This window comes from Streptomyces sp. NBC_01775, assembly GCF_035917675.1.
GTDB lineage: Bacteria > Actinomycetota > Actinomycetes > Streptomycetales > Streptomycetaceae > Streptomyces.
Map to the genome: position 1 here is coordinate 4,746,194 of NZ_CP109104.1, position 17,637 is coordinate 4,763,830.

Below are 17,637 nucleotides of genomic sequence, written 5' to 3' on the forward strand. Positions count from 1 at the left end.
GCGTCAGCTCCCGCGCCGGGCACGGTGGTTGGCCACGTTCTGGCGGTTGCCGCACAGGTCGGGCATGCAGTAACGGCGGCGGCCGGCGCGGCTGGTGTCGATGAAGGTGCCCGCGCAGTCGGGCGCCGCGCACGGGCGGAAGCGGCCCTGGCCCAGGGTGCGGAGGGTGCCCAGGATGCCCGTCGCGGCGAGGGCGGCCAACTGGTCGGCGGGCGTGGTGTCGGGCGCGGTGTCGAGGTACCACTGCCAGCGCTCCTCGCCGTCCCGCCGCAGCACGGGCACGACGGCGACGCGCGCGAGCAGCGCGTTGGCCCCCTCCGACAGGGCCCCCTCCGACGGGGCCCCCTCCGGTAGGGCGTTCTCCGACGGCGCGTGCTGCTCGGCGCCGTCCAGCAGGGCGCGCAGTTCGCCGCGCAGGGCGTGGACCGCCGCGAGGTCGTCCGCCGTCGGCGCCGGGACGTCCATCCCGTGCTCGGCGAAGAAGCGGGCCAGCGCGCCGGTGCCGGGCAGCGCTTCGCCCGCGCTTCTGACCAGGGGCGAGGTGTTCACCAGGTCCGTCGTGGTCCCCGCCCCCCGCGCGTAATCGGAAAAAAGAATCTGCACGCCTTACCTCCTGCTACTGTAATGCGAGTAACCCAACTTTAACCCTTAGCTTGGGAGGGCTCGTCATGCGCATACGGGTATCCGGCGGCGAGGTCGCGGCGGAGGTCCACGGCGAGGGACAGGGGCCGCCCGTCGTGCTGACGCACGGCAGCCCGGCCTCCTCGTTCCTGTGGCGCGAGGTCGCCCCCGTGCTGGCCCGCACGCACACCGTGTACGTCTGGGACCTGCTGGGATACGGCGACTCACGCGCCGACCCCGGCGTCGCCCCCTCGATCGCGCGCCAGGCCCGCACGCTGGCCGAACTCGTCGCGCACTGGGGCATCGAGGACGGTGCGGCACTGGTGGGGCACGACATCGGCGGCGGCGTCGTCGCCCGCGCCCACCTGCTCGAAGGGGTACGGGCCGACCGGCTCGCGCTGGTGGACGCCGCCGTGCTGGGCCCGTGGAACACCCCGTTCACCGAGCATCAGCAGCGGCACGCGGACGTCTACCGCACGATGCCCGCCGATATCTTCGGCGACCTGGTCGCGGCCCGCTTCGGCTCCGCCACCCACCGTCCCATGACCCCGGAGACCGCCCGCGCCTACGCCGCGCCCTGGCAGGGCCAGGAGGGGCAACAGCGCTGGCTGGACCAGGTGGTGGCGGTCAGCTTCGAGGACACCCGCGAGGTGGTGGAGACGCTCGGCACCGTGGCGGTGCCCACCCTGGTGCTGTGGGGCGAGGAGGACCGCTGGCTCGTTCCGCGCACGGCGGACGCGCTGGCGGCGGCCATTCCCGGCGCCCGGCGCGAACTGATCCCCGGCGGCGGTCACTTCCTCCCCGAGGACCGCCCCGCCGAGACCGCCGAGGCCCTCGCCCGCTTCCTGAAGGACACGTGAGCGGGGACGGACGGTGACGGCGGCCGGCCCGCTGTCGTGTCTCCCCCGCGGGCTCCGTGGGTTTCGTGGGGTCCATGGGGTCTCGTGGGTCCCGTGGGTCAGAGCGCCATCTTGAAGCCGAGATGTGAGGCCTCGAAACCGAGCCGCTCGTAGAAGCGGTGGGCGTCCACGCGCGTCGCGTCCGAGGTGAGCTGGACGATCGCGCAGCCCAGGCGGCGGGACTCCTCGATGGCCCACTCGGTGAGCCGGGTGCCCAGGCCCGTGCCGCGCACGTCGCGGTGGACGCGTACGGCCTCGATGAGCGAGCGCGCCGCTCCGCGCCGGGACAGGCCCGGGATCACCGTCAGGTGCAAGGTGGCGACGGCGCGGCCGTCCTGGACGGCGATGACGAGGTGCTGGTTCGGATCCTCGGCGATGCGCGTCATGGCGGCGCGGTAGGGCGCGAGGTCGTCGGGCGACTCACGGTGCGCGCCGAGCGGGTCGTCGGCGAGCATCGCGACAATCTCGGGGATGTCATCGGCGGTCGCGCGACGGACGGAGAAGTCGTCGTGGGCCGGGCCGGGGCCGACCGGAGAAGAAGCGGTGGTCACGCCCCGGAGCGTACGCCCCGTACGCGCCGGGAGGCGCCGGAGCCCCGGAACGTCCTGCGGGCGGGGCCGCTGCCGCCCTCGCGGGCGGGGGTCAGGCGGACGGCGCCGAGGCAGCCGGCCCGGTGCGGGAGCCGGTGGGCTCCAGGGCGCGTACGGCCGTCACCAGCGGGGCCAGCTCGGGGCGCTGCTCGGCCGTGTGCAGGGCCTCGCGCAGCGAGGTGTCGTGGGTGGGGCGCGCGGCGGCCAGGAGGACGTGGCCCTCCTCGGTGACGTTCGTGTAGATGCCGCGGCGGTCGTCGGGGCACAGGTAGCGGGTCAGCAGGCCCCGGTCCTCCAGCCGCGTGACCAGGCGCGTCGTGGCGCTCTGGCTGAGGACGACGGCGTCGGCGAGCTGGTGCATCCGGAAGTGGCCGCCGTCTCCGTCGTGCTGCTCGCTGAGCACGTCCAGCAGCGAGAACTCGCGCACGCTGAGGCCGTGCTCGGACTGGAGGGCGCGCTCGATGTGTGCCTCGATCCGGCCGTGCAGCGCGGAGAGCGCGCACCAGCCGTGCGCGAGACCGGGGTCGGAACGTGACATGGGCGGCTCCTGTCTCCATCGCCTGTCGTCCCCGTCCGGCGCGAGGGGCGGGCGAGAACGCAAGGGGCGAGAACGTGCGTACGTACAGGGTAGGTCATCGCCGCGATTGCCCGCGCTCGCAAATAAAATGCGCCTGCAATTATCTGAGCCTGTGATCGTTGAGCGCATATCTGTGCGCCAACTCCCTGGCCCGCGCGGACGGCTCCCCCGCGGACCCCGCGGACCCCGCGGACCCCGCGGACCCCGCCGACCCCGCAGATCCCGCGGCACCCCGCGACGCGGCCTTCCCCCGCGCGGAGGCGGCGGCAGCGGCGGTCCCCGCCGAGCGCTGACGCTGCCGCCGCCCGCGCCTGGTCAGGCCCCAGGGCTTGAGGACGGAGATCACGGTCATGAAGAGGTAGGCGCTCAGCGAGACGGCCGGCGGGCTGATCATCTGGGCCGGGGTCACCGGGTCCCCGGCGACGACGTCCTCCACCGTCTCGTCGATCGTCGTACGGAACGCGAGCACGCTGGCCGTTCCCGCGGCGAGCGTCAGCCAGAACTTGATCCATACCCAGTGGTGGCGCGCCAGTCCCCAGCGCGTCCCCAGCGAGAGCAGCAGCCCGGTGACCATGGTGGCCAGGGCCAGCGGACCGATCAGCCAGTCGCCGAAGACCTTCATGGAGCGGTAGGCCGCCTCCGAGGCGGCTGCGGAGCCGGAGGCCGCGCCGGTGATGCCGAGCGCGAGCAGGCACACCGAGACGCCCAGCCAGGCGGCCGAGGCGCTGACGTGCAGGACGAGGGTGCCCCTGCGGGCACGTCGGGTCAGCTTCATGCCACGAGAGTGCCGCGCCCCGCCGCGCGGGTCGTCTGACAGCGGGAGTATCCCCGGATACTCGGTGCCGAGTACGGCCGCCCGCTCATACGATCGCCCGTATGGCACCCGCAGACGACCGGCACCAGGCCCCGAGCCAGTCCCGCCCCCGTCCCCGGCTTCACCTCTTCGACCTCGACGGCACGCTGATGTACGGCTCGGCCGCCGCCGTGGAGATCTCCCAACAGCTCGGCGTCGAGCGGGAGATCCGTGCGCTGGAGCGCGCCTTCGCGGCGCGTGAGCTGAGCCCGCCGCAGTACGCCGAGCGCGCCTGCGCGCTGTGGTCCGGGCTGACCGACCAGGTGGTGGCGGCGGCCTTCGCGGGGGCGCCGTGGCTTGCGGGCATCCGCGAGGTCTGGGCGGAGATAAGGGCCAACGGGGACCACTGTGCGGTCATTTCACTCTCGCCGGATTTCTTTGTGCGAGGGCTGCTGGACTGGGGAGCCCACGCCGCGCACGGTTCGCGCTGGCCCGAGGTGCCGTCCGCAATTCCGAACGGAAGTACGAAGTATCCGTCGCGTCCGATGGACCCCACCGGGATTCTGACGCCTGCCGCGAAGGTGAAGGTGGCGCAGAAACTCTGTGCACAATTCGGGGTGTTGCCGCAGGACTGTGTAGCCTACGGCGACTCGTTGTCGGACACCGAGCTGTTCGCCGCCGTGCCCGTCTCCGTGGCCGTCAACGCCGATCACCATGTGCGCACCCTCGCTTCCCATGCGTACACGGGCCGGGATCTGCGAGGGGCCTATCAGTTCGTCTCCGTTACACGCTAATTCACGCTCCGTGGCCAGAATCACGGAAATTCTGTGGAACCACGGACAGGGGTTGTGGAGTGAAGTCCTCACGGTATGGTCGATCCCGCATCGTGCTGTAAGGGCTGCAATGGTGGTTTCCTCGCTCGGTGTTCGGGGGGTCGGAATACCGGAACGTCCGGGACACGGATGTGCACAGACCGTCCGGAGATGTACGAGGCGAGGCGAGCATGACCACCATGTCGGGCAGCGACGGTGCGTCCGCCGGTGGCAGCGGCGAGCGGGGATGGTTCTCCCCGCCGTCCGATGCCGCACCCGCGGAACGCGAGGCGACAGCGGAACGCGACGCGCCAGCACCGCGGCAGGCACCAGCACCGCAGCAGATACCCACGCCGCGGCCGGCACAGGTGCCCCAGCAGGCACCGGGGCCCCAGCAGCCCCTGGCCGCGCGCCCCGCGGACGACGCGGAGCTGATCCGGGCCACGATGACGGAGCTGGAAGGCTCCTCGGACGCGGCCACCGCTTATTTCTACGCTCTGCTGTTCGTGCAGAACCCGCATCTGCGCGACATGTTTCCCGCCGCCATGGACACCCAGCGCGACCGGCTCTTCCGTGCGCTGCTGACCTCCGTGCGGCTCTACGACGACCCCGCGGTGCTCACCGAGTACCTCAAGGGCCTGGGCAGGGGCCATCGCAAGTACGGCACCCACCCCACCCACTACCCCGCCGTCGGCGAGTGTCTGATGGCCGCGCTCAGCCAGTACGCGCCGCGCAGCTGGGGGCCTCGGGCCGAGGCCGCGTGGGTGCGCGCGTACACCGCGATATCCCAGATCATGATCGACGCGGCGGCCGAGGACGAGCGCCGCGCGCCCGCCTGGTGGGAGGCGGAGATCGTCACCCACGAGCAGCGCACCTCCGAGATAGCCGTGCTCACGGTCCGCCCCGACCAGCCGTACCCCTTCCGCGCCGGGCAGCACACGAGCCTGGAGACGCCCTGGTGGCCGCGTGTGTGGCGGCACTACTCCTTCGCCTCGGCACCCCGCTCCGACGGGCTGCTGACCTTCCACATCAAGTCCGTTCCCGCCGGCTGGGTCTCCACCGCGCTGGTTCAGCGGGCCCGCCCCGGCGACGTGCTGCGGCTCGGCCCGCCCGCCGGTTCCATGACCGTCGATCACCGCGCGGACAGCGGGCTGCTGTGCCTGGGCGGCGGCACCGGCATCGCCCCCATCAAGGCCATGGTCGAGGATGTCGCGGGCCAGGGCAGACCCCGCCCGGTCGAGGTCTTCTACGGTGCGCGCACCGACCACGACCTCTACGACCTGGACACCATGCTGCGCCTCCAGGAGCGCTACGACTGGCTGGCCGTACGCCCCGTCGTGGCGGCGGGCCGGACCCCCGCCGAGGCACTGGCGGGACAGCTCCCGGACGCGGTGCGCAGATACGGGCCCTGGCGGTCCTACGACGGCTACCTTTCAGGGCCGCCCGGAATGATCAGAAGCGGAGTCGAGACGCTGGTGGGGCTCGGCATCCCCACCCATCGGATACGGCACGACTCCCTGGACGCACTGGCGACGGCGGAGAACTAGCGCGTGTCGGCTGAGGAAGGAAAGAGCGGCGTGGCGGTGAGTACGGCGAACGGGTACGAAGGGCGCGGAGAAGGGCACGGCCCTGGACGGCCCCGACCCGGCAGCGACGGCGAGCACACCCTCCAGCAGCGGCTCGGCTCGGACGGCCGGGCCGGGCGCTTCTACGACGATCAGGTGCTCGACCACCTCAACGAGCGCATGCGGGAGTTCGCGGGCCAGCAGGAGATGTTCTTCCTGTCGACGGCCGACCGCTCCGGCGAGTGCGACAGCAGCTTCCGCGCCGGGCCACCGGGATTTTTGCGGGTGCTGGACGAGCGGACGCTGGTCTTCCCCGAGTACCGCGGCAACGGCGTGCACGCCAGCTTGGGCAACATCCAGGAGAACCCCCACCTGGGCATCCTGCTCATCGACTTCGTCCGCGCCAGGATCGGCCTGCACATCAACGGCAGGGCCGAGGTCCTCGACGACTCCGAACTGCGCCCCTGGGTTCCCGACCTGCCTGCGGACCCGGTGCCGGGCCGACGGGCCCTGCTGTGGGTGCGGGTCGACGTGGAGGAGGCGTACATCCACTGCGCCAAGCACATACCCCACTTCCAGAAGGCCCCGCGCCGCCCCGCGCGGGAGTGGGGCACCGACGACTACAAGCGCAAGGGCGGGGACTTCTTCGGCGCGGCGAGGGACGCGCGCGAGGCACGAAAGGAACGGGACGCGCGTGCGGCGGCCGGGGCGGAGGGGACGGAAGGGACTTCTGCGACTCCCGCGCTCCCCGAGATCCCCGCGGCTCCCGCGCTCCCCCCGGCTCCTGCGGCCCCGGCTCCTGCCGCGGAATACGCCGGGGCCCGCCGTCCAAGCGGGACGACAGCGACGACGACTGCGGCACCCGCGACGGTGGCGGCAGGAACGTCACCCACGGCCTACGAGATGCAGCCCGCGCCCCGTCCGCAACACGCAGCCACCCCAGCCACCCCAGCCACACCGACCACGCAGCCCACGCCACCTCCCGCTGCTCCCGCTGCTCCCGCCGCCCCCGCAGCGGTCTCCGCCGCGATCTCCGCGCGGGCCGAGAGCGGCCACGAGGTCGAGCGGGTCCCCGATGCCCCCGATGTCGCCGCCTGGCGGCAGGAGGCGGAGCGGGCGCTGGCCGAGGCGCAGCGGCGCGGACGGGAGCGCGAACCCGCCCCGTTCCAGGGCTGGTTCGGCTGAGGCACCCGCGAGGAACCCGTGCGCCGGCGCCGTCAGCCCCAAGTCGCACCCCAAATCTCAGGCCCAGCGCTCAGCCCAGGTCGGGCGCCAGCAGCGCGCGTACTCCCTCGATGTTGGCGGCGAGATAGGCGCGCAGCGCCGGAGGCACGACCTCGACCGAGGTGACGCCCTCCGGGGTGAAGGGGAGGCGGACGATCTCGTACTCCCCGCACGGCTCGTCCACCTCGGGCCCGTGCCGCAGCGTGGGATCCATGGAGACCAGCCGGCACACGAAGAAGTGCTGCACCTTCACGCCGCCGGGCGTCTCCTCGGCGTCGTGGACGGTGTCGACGAAGGCGGGCACGACATCGGTGACCTTCGCCCCCAACTCCTCGTCGACCTCGCGGTGCAGCGCCTCCACCACGGTGCGGTCGACGCCGGGCTCGACCCCGCCGCCGGGGGTGATCCAGTACGGTTCGCGGCCCGGTTTGGTGCGTTTGATGAGGATCAGCTCGCCGGGCCCCTCGTCGTCGGGACCGGCGAGAAGGATGGCGCGGGCGGTGCGTTTGACCACGGGACGTTCGTCGGACATGGGTGAGGTTTGGCCCGCGTCGCACGGGGTCAAACCCGGTACGCCGCCCTCACCAGTGCACGGCGGCGCGCAGCAGCCACTCGTGGGCGCGCGCGATGTGCGGGAGCGCGAGTGTCCCGGCGCGCGCGGACAGGAAGTACGTACGCAGCGGTGGTACGGGCGGGTCGAACAGCGAGACCAGGCGTCCCGCGTCCAGCGCCTCGACGCACAGATAGCGGGGCAGTACGGCCAGCCCCGCGCCCTCCGCCACACACTCCAGCGCGGCCCGCAGATCGGGGGCGACCAGCGCACCGTTGTGCACGGGCTGCGCGTCGAAGACGGTGGCCCAGTAGCGCGAGGTCAGCGGCATGCTCTCGTGCACGTCGATCACGGGCACGCCTTCCAGGGGTCCGGATCCCTTGGCCCGCAGCACGGCCGGACCGCCCAGGCGCGCGGCCCAGCGGGGCGCGGCGACCAGGATGTGCTCCTCGTCGCACAGCGGGGTCGCGGTGAGGAGTTCGCCGCGGGGGCGTGCGGTGCTCAGGGCGAGGTCGTGGTGGCCGGCGGCGAGCCCGTCCAGGCTCTCCTCGGCCGAGCCGAAGGCGGCCCGCAGCGTCATGCCCTGCTCGACGAGCGGCGCGAGCGCGGGCAGCGCGCGCAGCGAGGTGAACTCGGGCGGCCCCACCAGGTGCAGGGTGCGCCCAGCGGTCTCCTCGCCCAGTCGGCTCTCGGTTATTTCCATCAACGCGTCGAGATGCGGCGCCACTTGATGGGCCAGTTCCTCACCGACCGTGGTCGCCGTGACCCCTCGCGCCTGCCGGAGGAAGAGCGGCCGTCCCAACTGCCGCTCCAGCGTTCGTATCTGCCCCGTCACCGCAGGCTGCGAGACCCCGAGCAGCGCGGCGGCACGCGTGAAGGACCCGGCCCGGTGCACCGCGAGGAACGTGCGCAGCAGAGCCAGATCCATAACGCCTCCGAAGCGCGCACCGACGGGGGTACTCCGCTTTTGTCACTGTGCGTGTCGCAACGATAAATATCTCGATAGGTCTATATCGATACTGTGATTGGACACTGACGCAGAGTCAACTAGCCTTGTGTGAGCGCTGCTTCGCGCGTAGCGCCGGGCGGTTCGTGACACGAGGGGGGAGCCACGAACCGCCCTTAATGCTGTCACATTCGCCCATACGAGTTAACGTTCGTTAACGGGCCCGATTATCGCCCGTTCGCCTGCTTGTGTGAGAGTCGGAGGTGACGCTCATGTACGAGCAGTCCGTACCGCCCCCCGACGGGGCGGTACATCGCCAGGACGCCATCGAGATCGGCGACTTCGTGTACGCGGCGACGGGCGCGCGGGTGCGGCGGCTGACGACGCCGGATGGCATCTATTGGTTCCCAGCGGCCGACGTGTGTCGCCAACTTGGCTACACCCATACGGGATCGGCTCTGAGGAACGTCGCGGACACCATGAACTCGGACACCCTTGAGAGTGTGCTCAGGAAGCACACTCTGGGCGTTCCCGCAGGTCGAGAGTGGCGCCGAGACATGAAAGTGGTCAACCTGCAAGGCTTGATCCGACTCGTGAACGGATGCACCAAGCGCGAAGCGGAACCGTTCAAACGCTGGGTGACTGAGGTTGTCATCGCGCTTCAGCGCGAGGGTTCGTACGCGCTCGACAAGGCGGAGATCCAGCCGAAGGAACCGGCGGCTCCCACGGCGTACGCCATGCCTGCGGGGGTGGCCGACGCGATCGTGCGGTTGGAGGAGCACAACCTTCGGCTGGACGAGGAGTGGTTGGCCCGGCAGCGTGAAGACCGGCGCTTCCAGGAGGAATCGCTGGCTCAGCAGCGCGAAGTGCTGGTTCAGCAGGCGGAAGTACTCGCTCAGCAGCGGGAAACCGTCGCGTTGCTGGGGCGGATCGTGGAGAACACCGCGCCTCGGCGGCGAGAGGACCACCCGCCGTCCCACCAGCCCCCGGCCCCCACCGCGGGCGCGGTCTCCCTGCTCTCCCTCTGGGAGCGCAAGCAGTTGGCGATCACCAAGGACGTGTGGCCCGTCGCCGCACTGATGGCGGGGATGCTCACGGTGGACGGCGAGGCCCGGGTCAGCACGGACGATCTCGTCACGCGTACCGGTCTGTCCCAGGACGAGGTGCTGGCCGCCCTGCGGCTGATGCTGCGGCACGGGTGCTTTCGCCAGCGCGGCGTCGACAGCGTCGGGGCTCAGGTCTACGTCCTGCCGGGGCGAAACCCTGGCTCCGAGCTGTAGGTTGCCTAGGTTTCACGGGAAACAACGGCGATGTGCGAACCGTAGCCCTCGGCTAGGGTTCGCACATCGCCGCAGGTCAGACCGCGACAGATCAGCTCACGTCGGCCTGCTCGGCCATCGGCAGGTAGACCCGGTTACCCGCTTCCGCGAACTCCTTCGACTTCTGCAACATCCCCGCCTCGATCTCGTCGGGGGTCGCGCCTTCCTCGCCGCCGAACCGCTCATTGATGCTCTGACTGATCTTCATCGAGCAGAACTTGGGCCCGCACATGGAGCAGAAGTGGGCGGTTTTGGCCGGCTCCGCCGGCAAGGTCGCGTCGTGGTAGGCGCGGGCCGTGTCGGGGTCGAGGGCCAGGTTGAACTGGTCCTCCCAGCGGAACTCGAAGCGTGCGTCGGAGAGGGCGTCGTCCCAGTTCTGGGCGCCGGGGTGGCCCTTGGCCAGGTCCGCGGCGTGGGCGGCGATCTTGTAGGTGATCACGCCGGTCTTGACGTCGTCGCGGTCGGGGAGCCCGAGGTGTTCCTTCGGGGTGACGTAACAGAGCATCGCCGTGCCCCACCAGCCGATCATCGCGGCGCCGATGCCACTGGTGATGTGGTCGTAGGCGGGCGCGATGTCCGTCGTGAGGGGGCCCAGGGTGTAGAAGGGGGCCTCCTCGCAGATCTCCTGCTGGCGGTCGACGTTCTCCTTGATCTTGTGCATCGGGACATGCCCGGGGCCCTCGATCATCGTCTGGACGTCGTGGGCCTTGGCGATACGGTTCAGCTCGCCGAGGGTGTCCAGCTCCGCCATCTGCGCGGCGTCGTTGGCGTCGGCGATCGAGCCGGGGCGCAGCCCGTCGCCGAGCGAGAACGTCACGTCGTAGGCGCGGAGGATGTCGCAGAGCTCGGAGAAGTGTTCGTAGAGGAAGGACTCCTTGTGGTGCGCGAGGCACCACGCCGCCATGATCGAGCCGCCGCGCGAGACGATGCCGGTCTTACGGCGGGCCGTCAAAGGCACGTAGCGCAGGAGCACGCCCGCGTGGACCGTCATGTAGTCGACGCCCTGCTCGCACTGCTCGATGACGGTGTCCTTGTAGACCTCCCAGGACAGCTCCTCCGCCTTGCCGTCGACCTTCTCCAGCGCCTGGTAGAGGGGCACGGTGCCGATGGGGACGGGGGAGTTGCGCAGTACCCATTCGCGGGTGGTGTGGATGTTGCGGCCGGTGGACAGGTCCATCACGGTGTCGGCGCCCCAGCGGGTCGCCCACGTCATCTTCTCCACCTCCTCCTCGATGGAGGAGGTGACGGCGGAGTTGCCGATGTTGGCGTTGACCTTCACCAGGAAGTTCTTGCCGATCATCATCGGCTCGGTCTCCGGGTGGTTGACGTTCGCCGGGAGGACGGCGCGGCCCGCGGCGATCTCGTCGCGGACGAACTCGGGCGCCAGGCTCTCGCGGAGGGCGACGTACTCCATCTCCGGCGTGATCTCGCCCCGCTTCGCGTAGGCGAGCTGGGTGACCGATAGTCCCTCGCGGGCCCGGCGCGGCTGGCGGGGCCGGCCGGGGAAGACCGCGTCGAGGCCCCGTAGATCAGCCGTTCCGCTCCGGAGCAGCCCGCCGCGTGGGCTGGTGTGCTTGAGGCCGTCGTCCTCGGGGCGCAGCTCGCGCCCGGTGTACTCGGCCGTGTCTCCGCGCTGGATGATCCAGTTCTCGCGCAGCGGCGCGAGGCCACGGCGCACGTCCGTCTCGATGGTGGGGTCGGTGTACGGCCCGGAGGTGTCGTAGAGCGTCACGTCCTGGCCGTTGGTGAGGTGCACGCGGCGGACCGGTACCCGGATGTCGGAGCGTGGCCCCTCCAGGTATCCCTTGTGCGATCCGATCGCGTTCTGAGCCGCGTTCTGGGCGCGCGCGTGTGCATCCTGCGTGGTCATGAGACCCACTCCCTACGCCGGCATTACCCGGTAACAGGTTCGGCGGTCGGCGCAGCCGTGTCCGTGGCTTCTCCACGGAGATCAGCGCCCTCTCAGCCCCGTGCTCGGAGCTCCCGCGATGTGCAAAGGCGTCACTACGCTAACGGCACACGGCCCGGACTGAACACCCCACCCGGACGTTGTTGCGATGATCTGGCGGTGACCCACTCCCACGGCCCGTCCCACGGCTCCCCCCACGACCACCCCCGCGACCACCCCCACAGCCCTTCGCACGGTCATGGGCACAGCCACGCCCACAGCCACGGGCCGCCCGCGCCCGTATCGCGCCATCTGCGCAAGGTCGTCGCGGCGGTGCTCATCCCGTTCGCGCTGGCGGTGCTGGTCGCTCTGGTGGTGCTGTGGCCCGGCGGGGCGCCGGGGCACGTGCACGACCACTCCGGGGTCGGCTTCGACCGGCCCACCTTCGCCGCGAAGGTCACGAAGCTGGCGGAGGTGAGCTGTGGGGACGTCAACGTCCGCCAGCCGCCGGCCCAGTCCGGCGGTGCGGGCGGTGCCGGGGGTGCCGGTGGTGCGGGCGGTTCGGAAGGGGCGGGCGGTGACGGCCAGCAGAACGGGGGCGCGAAGAACGTCTGTCACAAGGCGACCGTCGAGGTCACCGAGGGCAAGGACAAGGGCCACACCTTCACCGAGGTCGTCACCCCGGACGCCACCCGCACCTACACCGTCGGTCAGCAGGTCGTGGTCGCGTACGCCGAAAAGGCGCCCCGCGACCTCCAGTACAGCGTCATCGACGCGAACCGCGACGTGCCGATGGTGCTGCTCGCCGTCGTCTTCGCCCTCGTCGTCGTGCTGGTGGGGCGGCTGCGCGGGGTGCTGGCGCTGGTGGGGCTGGTGGTCAGCTTCGCGGTGCTGACGCTGTTCATCCTGCCCGCGATACTCCAGGGCTCGAATCCCCTGGTGGTGGCCGTGGTCGGGGGCAGTGCCATCATGCTGGCGACGCTCTATCTGTGCCACGGGCTGTCCGCGCGGACGTCGGTCGCGGTGCTGGGCACGCTGGTCTCTCTGCTGCTGATCGGGCTGCTGGGCTCGCTGTTCATCGGCTGGGCCCAGCTGACGGGCAACACCGACGACCAGACGGGCCTGGTGCACGGGCTCTACCCGGGCATCGAGATCCGGGGCCTGCTGCTGGCGGGGGTGCTGATCGGTTCGCTCGGGGTGCTCGACGACGTGACGGTCACGCAGACCTCAGCCGTGTGGGAGCTGAAGGAGGCGGACCCGGGAGCGAGCTGGCGGAAGATCTACCGCTCCGCCATGCGGATCGGACGCGACCACATCGCGTCCGTCGTCAACACGCTGGTGCTGGCCTACGCGGGTGCCGCGCTGCCGCTGCTGCTGCTGTTCTCGATCGCGCGCAGCGATGTCTCGATGGTGGCCACGAGCGAGGTGGTGGCCGAGGAGATCGTCCGCACGCTCGTGGGCTCGATCGGCCTGGTGGCCTCGGTGCCGGTGACGACGCTGCTGGCCGCGCTGGTGGTCTCGGCGGACCGGCGGCGTACGGACGGCTCGGGGACGGGCGCTTCGGGGACGGGCGGCCCGGGGACGGTCGCTCCTGGTGGGCCCGCCGTTCCGGTGGGCGGCGCCGTACCCGTGGGTGGCGCCGTACCCGGCCCTCCCGTTTCCGGGCCGCTGGGCAGTGGCCCGTCCGGCGCTGGTCCGGCCGGCGGGCCCGCCGTTCCCGCCCCGGCCTCCGGTGCCGGTGTGCCGGGGCGTGCTCCGGTCACCAGTCGCCGCGGGAGGAGGAGGAAGCCGAAGTGAAGTGCCGCACCAGGTAGATGACGCCGCCGACCAGCGCGGCGAAGATCAGCACCTTGAACAGCAGGCCGATGACGAATCCGATGAGGCTGGTGATCAGGCCGCCGAAGACGGCCAGCGCGATCACCGGGATGACGACCCACTTCACCCACCAGGGCAGGCCGGAGAGAGTGCCTTTCGTGTCCATGTCTGTGCTCCGTTATCCGAGGGTGTTCGAAGGCGTTCGTGCCTTCTGACCTTGATGCTAGGCGGCGCCGCAAGCGCGTGGGGCCGCCGTGGCCCTCGTCCTCCCCTGAACCTGACCCCTAGGTAACCCTGAAGCCGGGCCTCCGGCCCAGCCTTCCGGCAGCTCTCCGGCAGCTCTCCGGCAGGCTTCCCGCTCAGCCCTCCCGCTCAGCCCTCCGGCGGGGAGAAGACCACGAGAACGCGCAGGTCCTCCGAGACATGGTGGAACTTGTGCGGAACCTGGGCGGGCACGTAGACGACGCTGCCGCGCGCGACCTGCGTCGTTTCCTCCCCCACGGTCAGCGAGGCCCGCCCGCTGACGACGACGTACACCTCGTCCTGGGGGTGCGGCTGCTGCCGGTCGGGCTCGCCCGCGTTCAGCGCGTACAGGCCGACGGACATGTTGCGCTCGTGCAAGAAGCGCAGGTAGGCGCCGTCGTTCACGGCGCGCTCGGCCTCCAGCTCCTCCAGTCGGAACTCCTTCACGGACGGCTCACCCCGCGACCTGTTCCCCACACGTCTGTCCGCGTTCCCCCGACTCTCGTCCGCACGATTGCCCGCACCACTACCCGCACCCCTTGTGACGTCGACGCCTGCTTCTGCAACGATTTCAGCATGACGAACTTCCTCATCAAGACGCTGGCCAACGCAGCGGCACTGGCCGTGGCGACCTGGCTCCTGGGCGATATCGCGGTGACCGGCGACGACGGGGGCAAGAAGACGCTGACGCTGGTTGTCGTCGCCCTGATCTTCGGCGTCGTCAACTTCGTGGTCAAGCCGATCGTCAAGCTGTTCTCGCTCCCCCTGCTGGTGCTGACGCTGGGCCTGTTCACGCTGGTGATCAATGCCCTGATGCTGATGCTGACCTCCTGGGTGGCGGACAAACTGGACGTGGGCTTCCATGTGGACGGCTTCGGCACGGCGGTGCTCGGCGGCCTGATCATCTCGGTCGTGTCCTGGGCGCTGAACCTGGCCATGGACCGGGACTGAGAGGGGGAACATGTACCGCGTCTGCTTTGTGTGTACGGGCAACATCTGCCGCTCCCCCATGGCCGAGGCCGTCTTCCGCTCCCACGTGCGGGACGCCGGCCTGGACCACCTGGTGGAGATCCACAGCGCGGGCACCGGCAGCTGGCATCTGGGCGACCCGGCCGACCCCCGCACGAGCGCGGTGCTGGAGGCCGCGGGGTACGGACTCACGCATGAGGCGCGCCGGTTCGAGCCCGCCTGGTTCCAGACGGACGACCTGATCGTCGCGCTGGACGAGGGGCACGCGCGCGATCTGCGCGGCCTGGCACGCCGTCCCGAGGAGGCCGCCAAAGTGCGGCTGCTGCGCTCCTACGACCCGGAGGCCGTCGCCGCCGAGGAGGGCGGGCGCGGTGACCTGAGCGTCCCCGACCCGTACTACAGCGACGAGAGCGGCTTCGAGGAGTGCCTGGACCTGGTGGAGGCGGCCATGCCAGGGCTGCTGTCCGAGGTGGCGGCGGCCGTCGAGGTGCGGGAGGCCGGCTGATGCCCCCGCCCCCGCCGTCCCAGTCCCCGCCCCCGCCCGGCCCGGCGGCGCGGGCGGGGGAGTTGCTCGGGCAGGCCGTCCGCACGGCGCGCCCGGTCGGCGGCGGCTCGATCTGCGACGCCTGCCAGGTGGGCCTGGCCGACGGCACCACCGTCTTCGCCAAGGCCCTCGACAGCGCGCCCGCCGACTTCTTCGCCGCCGAGGCGGCCGGCCTGGCCCGGCTGCGCGCGACGGGGGCCGTCGCCGTGCCCGAGGTGTACGCGATCGAGCGTGACGTCCTCGTCCTGGAGTGGGTGCCGCCCGGCTCCGCCGACCCGGCGCAGGCCGAGCGGCTCGGGCGGGATCTGGCCGCGCTGCACGAGAGCCCGGCGCCGTCCTGGGGCACCCCGGGCGAGCCGTGCTACCTGGGCCCGCTGCCGCTGACCTCGCCGCCCGAACCGGTGACCGAGCCGGCCGCCTGGCCCGCCTTCCACGCCGAGCACCGGCTGCTGCCGCTGCTGCGCGCCGCCGTGGACAGCGCGCGGATCGCGCCCGCCGACGCGCGGGCCGTGGAAGAGCTGTGCGAACGGCTCGGCGAACCGGACGTGTCCGGCCCGCCGCAGCCACCCGCCGTCATCCACGGCGACCTGTGGTCGGGCAACGTGCACTGGGTCGCCGGGGGCACCCCGGGGACGGAGTCCGGGGGAGGCCGCGCCCGGCTGATCGACCCGGCGGCCCAAGGCGGCCACCCGGAGACCGACTTGGCGATGCTGGCCCTGTTCGGCTGCCCCGAACTGCCCCGGCTGCTGGCGGCGTACGAGGAGGTGCGCCCGGTGCCAGGGCGCGCGGCGCGGGTGCCGCTGCACCAGCTCCAGCACCTGCTCGCGCATGCGGTGCTCTTCGGGGGTGGGTACGGTGCGCAGAGTGGGGCTGCGGCCCTTGCGGCTCTCCGTTGATCGGCTTACGTGCGTTGATCCGGCATACGCGCTGGGTAGGGGGTGCCCCTTTCTGTGCTTTGCGGGGTGCGGGTGCTCGGTGGCTGGTCGCGCAGTTCCCCGCGCCCCTTCAGGGCACGCCCCCAGCGGGGCGCCCCCAGCGCCAAGGAGAGGTAGGCAGTACATGAGTGTCCACGACAGGTCGGTCAGCGACGCCGACGGCACCCGCGTCGTGCGCGCGGGCCTGCCGGAGGAGGAGCCGTACGCTCCCCCGCTGCCAGGGCCGGTCTTCGCCGCGCACTACCACCTGCCCGGCGACATCGAGGGCGCGCCGTACGCCTACGGGCGCGACGCCAACCCCACCTGGTCCGCGCTGGAGCGGGCCGTCGCCGCGCTGGAGGCGCCGCAGGACCCGGCGGCCGAGGCGGTCGTCTTCGCCTCCGGCATGGGTGCCATCTCCGCCGTCCTGCTCTCCCAGCTCGGCCCCGGCCAGACGGTGGTGCTGCCCTCGGACGGCTACAACCTGCTGGCCGCGCTGCGCGCCCGGCTGGAGGGCTTCGGCGTCCAGGTGCGTACGGCGCCCACCGACGGCTGGGACGAGCCCGGTCGGCTCGACGTCCTGGCGGGGGCACGGCTGCTGTGGCTTGAGACGCCCTCCAACCCGGGGCTGGACGTGTGCGACATCCGCCGCCTGGCGGACGCGGCGCACGAGCGGGGCGCACTCGTCGCCGTCGACAACACCCTGGCCACCCCGCTGGGCCAGCGCCCCCTCGAACTGGGCGCCGATCTGGCGGTGGCCAGCGGCACCAAGGCGCTGACCGGCCACGGCGATGTGCTGCTGGGCTATGTCGTGTGCCGGGACGCGGAGTTGGCCGCCTCGGTGCGGGCCTGGCGCAAGACGGTCGGCGCGATCCCCGGCCCGATGGAGGCATGGCTCGCCCACCGTTCGCTGGCGACCCTCGACGTGCGTACGCGGCGGCAGGCGGGCAACGCGCTGGCCGTGGCCGAGGCGCTGACGGCGCGCCCCGAGGTGAGCGACGTGCGCCACCCCGGGCTGCCGGGGGATGACGCGCACGCGCTGGCGGTCCGTCAGATGAGCCGGTACGGCTGCGTCGTCTCCTTCACGCTGCCCGACAAGGCGTACGCGGAGCGGTTCTTGTCCGGCCTGCGGCTGGTGGGGGAGGCCACCAGCTTCGGCGGGGTCCGCTCGACGGCGGAGCGCCGGGGGCGCTGGGGCGGTGACGCGGTGCCGGAAGGATTCGTCCGGCTGTCGGTGGGTGTCGAGGACGCCGCGGATCTGGTGGCAGACATCCGCCGCTCCCTGGACGAGGCCCGCACGTCGGCCCAGTGACGGGACGTCCGTTGACGGCTCGACGGCTCGACGGCTGGGGGGCTGAGCCGGGCGGC

19 protein-coding genes are annotated in these 17,637 nt (G+C 71.6%); 10 read left to right on the plus strand and 9 right to left on the minus strand.

The genetic code is table 11. The annotated features are described in order from the left end of the window. Positions 1-3: 3 nt before the first annotated feature. Entirely contained in the window at positions 4-603 is a 600-nt protein-coding gene (locus OHB04_RS21145; protein WP_326689275.1) for a CGNR zinc finger domain-containing protein, read from the minus strand. Positions 604-668: 65 nt separating this feature from the next. Between OHB04_RS21145 and OHB04_RS21150 the strand changes: the two genes are divergently transcribed. After that, the gene (locus OHB04_RS21150; protein WP_326689276.1) at positions 669-1,481 is read left to right on the plus strand and encodes an alpha/beta fold hydrolase; all 813 of its coding nucleotides are present in this window, start codon (positions 669-671) and stop codon (positions 1,479-1,481) included. 98 nt (positions 1,482-1,579) lie between these two features. On the opposite strand, the gene OHB04_RS21155 is transcribed toward OHB04_RS21150, so the two are convergent. From OHB04_RS21155 to OHB04_RS21165, 3 genes are all read right to left on the minus strand, one after another. After that, complete coding sequence (locus tag OHB04_RS21155; protein ID WP_326692828.1) at positions 1,580-1,975, minus strand: GNAT family N-acetyltransferase; 396 nt, start codon at positions 1,973-1,975, stop codon at positions 1,580-1,582. A 187-nt stretch (positions 1,976-2,162) separates the two neighbouring features. Continuing rightward, positions 2,163-2,648: a MarR family winged helix-turn-helix transcriptional regulator gene (locus OHB04_RS21160; RefSeq protein ID WP_326689277.1), complete on the minus strand. Its 486-nt coding sequence runs from the start codon at positions 2,646-2,648 to the stop codon at positions 2,163-2,165. A gap of 139 nt (positions 2,649-2,787) precedes the next feature. After that, entirely contained in the window at positions 2,788-3,462 is a 675-nt protein-coding gene (locus OHB04_RS21165) for a DUF2269 domain-containing protein (RefSeq protein ID WP_326689278.1), read from the minus strand. A 101-nt stretch (positions 3,463-3,563) separates the two neighbouring features. On the opposite strand from OHB04_RS21165, the gene OHB04_RS21170 reads away from it, so the two are divergent. The 3 genes from OHB04_RS21170 to OHB04_RS21180 all read left to right on the plus strand — a co-directional run bounded on the left by OHB04_RS21170 (position 3,564) and on the right by OHB04_RS21180 (position 7,042). Continuing rightward, positions 3,564-4,274, plus strand: a complete 711-nt coding sequence (locus OHB04_RS21170; protein WP_326689279.1) for an HAD family hydrolase — start codon at positions 3,564-3,566, stop codon at positions 4,272-4,274. Positions 4,275-4,483: 209 nt separating this feature from the next. Beyond that, positions 4,484-5,839, plus strand: a complete 1,356-nt coding sequence (locus OHB04_RS21175) for a globin domain-containing protein (protein WP_326689280.1) — start codon at positions 4,484-4,486, stop codon at positions 5,837-5,839. 30 nt (positions 5,840-5,869) lie between these two features. Continuing rightward, positions 5,870-7,042, plus strand: a complete 1,173-nt coding sequence (locus tag OHB04_RS21180) for a pyridoxamine 5'-phosphate oxidase family protein (protein WP_326808031.1) — start codon at positions 5,870-5,872, stop codon at positions 7,040-7,042. Between the two features lie 70 nt (positions 7,043-7,112). On the opposite strand, the gene OHB04_RS21185 is transcribed toward OHB04_RS21180, so the two are convergent. Beyond that, entirely contained in the window at positions 7,113-7,613 is a 501-nt protein-coding gene (locus OHB04_RS21185) for an NUDIX hydrolase (RefSeq protein WP_326689282.1), read from the minus strand. A 49-nt stretch (positions 7,614-7,662) separates the two neighbouring features. Continuing rightward, the gene (locus tag OHB04_RS21190; protein WP_326689283.1) at positions 7,663-8,559 is read right to left on the minus strand and encodes a LysR family transcriptional regulator; all 897 of its coding nucleotides are present in this window, start codon (positions 8,557-8,559) and stop codon (positions 7,663-7,665) included. Between the two features lie 290 nt (positions 8,560-8,849). Between OHB04_RS21190 and OHB04_RS41880 the strand changes: the two genes are divergently transcribed. Next, positions 8,850-9,857 carry a BRO-N domain-containing protein gene (locus tag OHB04_RS41880; RefSeq protein ID WP_442814904.1) on the plus strand — a complete coding sequence of 336 codons (1,008 nt, stop codon included), beginning with the start codon at positions 8,850-8,852 and terminating at the stop codon, positions 9,855-9,857. A gap of 91 nt (positions 9,858-9,948) precedes the next feature. On the opposite strand, the gene thiC is transcribed toward OHB04_RS41880, so the two are convergent. After that, positions 9,949-11,766 (minus strand): phosphomethylpyrimidine synthase ThiC, encoded by a 1,818-nt coding sequence (gene thiC, locus OHB04_RS21205; RefSeq protein WP_326808032.1) that lies wholly within the window; start codon positions 11,764-11,766, stop codon positions 9,949-9,951. 198 nt (positions 11,767-11,964) lie between these two features. Here thiC and OHB04_RS21210 point away from each other — a divergent pair, with 198 nt between their 5' ends. Beyond that, a complete protein-coding gene (locus tag OHB04_RS21210; protein ID WP_326808033.1) occupies positions 11,965-13,581 on the plus strand; it encodes a YibE/F family protein in 1,617 nt (538 codons plus the stop codon). On the opposite strand, the gene OHB04_RS21215 is transcribed toward OHB04_RS21210, so the two are convergent. Together OHB04_RS21215 and OHB04_RS21220 are read right to left on the minus strand one after the other, a co-directional pair. Beyond that, positions 13,544-13,765: a DUF5326 family protein gene (locus OHB04_RS21215; RefSeq protein ID WP_326689286.1), complete on the minus strand. Its 222-nt coding sequence runs from the start codon at positions 13,763-13,765 to the stop codon at positions 13,544-13,546. The genes OHB04_RS21210 and OHB04_RS21215 overlap by 38 nt on opposite strands. 206 nt (positions 13,766-13,971) lie before the next feature. After that, positions 13,972-14,289, minus strand: a complete 318-nt coding sequence (locus tag OHB04_RS21220) for a cupin domain-containing protein (protein ID WP_326689287.1) — start codon at positions 14,287-14,289, stop codon at positions 13,972-13,974. A 129-nt stretch (positions 14,290-14,418) separates the two neighbouring features. On the opposite strand from OHB04_RS21220, the gene OHB04_RS21225 reads away from it, so the two are divergent. The 4 genes from OHB04_RS21225 (at position 14,419) to OHB04_RS21240 (ending at position 17,581) form a co-directional block, all read left to right on the plus strand. Further along, positions 14,419-14,793 (plus strand): phage holin family protein, encoded by a 375-nt coding sequence (locus OHB04_RS21225; protein ID WP_326689288.1) that lies wholly within the window; start codon positions 14,419-14,421, stop codon positions 14,791-14,793. Positions 14,794-14,803: 10 nt separating this feature from the next. Then, positions 14,804-15,316 carry a low molecular weight protein-tyrosine-phosphatase gene (locus OHB04_RS21230; RefSeq protein ID WP_326689289.1) on the plus strand — a complete coding sequence of 171 codons (513 nt, stop codon included), beginning with the start codon at positions 14,804-14,806 and terminating at the stop codon, positions 15,314-15,316. Continuing rightward, on the plus strand, positions 15,316-16,251 hold the full coding sequence (locus tag OHB04_RS21235) for a fructosamine kinase family protein (protein ID WP_326808034.1): 936 nt from the start codon (positions 15,316-15,318) through the stop codon (positions 16,249-16,251). The genes OHB04_RS21230 and OHB04_RS21235 overlap by 1 nt, the downstream gene beginning before the upstream one ends. A gap of 163 nt (positions 16,252-16,414) precedes the next feature. Further along, a complete protein-coding gene (locus OHB04_RS21240; RefSeq protein WP_326689291.1) occupies positions 16,415-17,581 on the plus strand; it encodes a cystathionine gamma-lyase in 1,167 nt (388 codons plus the stop codon). Positions 17,582-17,637: the final 56 nt, after the last annotated feature.

Coding starts and splice junctions, on each gene's coding strand:
- OHB04_RS21215 (WP_326689286.1), bottom strand. CDS start 13,765: ATGGACACGAAAGGCACTCTCTCCGGCCTGCCCTGGTGGGTGAAGTGG.
- OHB04_RS21240 (WP_326689291.1), top strand. CDS start 16,415: ATGAGTGTCCACGACAGGTCGGTCAGCGACGCCGACGGCACCCGCGTC.
- OHB04_RS21160 (WP_326689277.1), bottom strand. CDS start 2,648: ATGTCACGTTCCGACCCCGGTCTCGCGCACGGCTGGTGCGCGCTCTCC.
- OHB04_RS21225 (WP_326689288.1), top strand. CDS start 14,419: ATGACGAACTTCCTCATCAAGACGCTGGCCAACGCAGCGGCACTGGCC.
- OHB04_RS21190 (WP_326689283.1), bottom strand. CDS start 8,559: ATGGATCTGGCTCTGCTGCGCACGTTCCTCGCGGTGCACCGGGCCGGG.
- OHB04_RS21185 (WP_326689282.1), bottom strand. CDS start 7,613: ATGTCCGACGAACGTCCCGTGGTCAAACGCACCGCCCGCGCCATCCTT.
- OHB04_RS21235 (WP_326808034.1), top strand. CDS start 15,316: ATGCCCCCGCCCCCGCCGTCCCAGTCCCCGCCCCCGCCCGGCCCGGCG.
- OHB04_RS21175 (WP_326689280.1), top strand. CDS start 4,484: ATGACCACCATGTCGGGCAGCGACGGTGCGTCCGCCGGTGGCAGCGGC.
- OHB04_RS21150 (WP_326689276.1), top strand. CDS start 669: ATGCGCATACGGGTATCCGGCGGCGAGGTCGCGGCGGAGGTCCACGGC.
- OHB04_RS21170 (WP_326689279.1), top strand. CDS start 3,564: ATGGCACCCGCAGACGACCGGCACCAGGCCCCGAGCCAGTCCCGCCCC.
- thiC (WP_326808032.1), bottom strand. CDS start 11,766: ATGACCACGCAGGATGCACACGCGCGCGCCCAGAACGCGGCTCAGAAC.
- OHB04_RS21155 (WP_326692828.1), bottom strand. CDS start 1,975: ATGCTCGCCGACGACCCGCTCGGCGCGCACCGTGAGTCGCCCGACGAC.
- OHB04_RS21165 (WP_326689278.1), bottom strand. CDS start 3,462: ATGAAGCTGACCCGACGTGCCCGCAGGGGCACCCTCGTCCTGCACGTC.
- OHB04_RS41880 (WP_442814904.1), top strand. CDS start 8,850: ATGTACGAGCAGTCCGTACCGCCCCCCGACGGGGCGGTACATCGCCAG.
- OHB04_RS21230 (WP_326689289.1), top strand. CDS start 14,804: ATGTACCGCGTCTGCTTTGTGTGTACGGGCAACATCTGCCGCTCCCCC.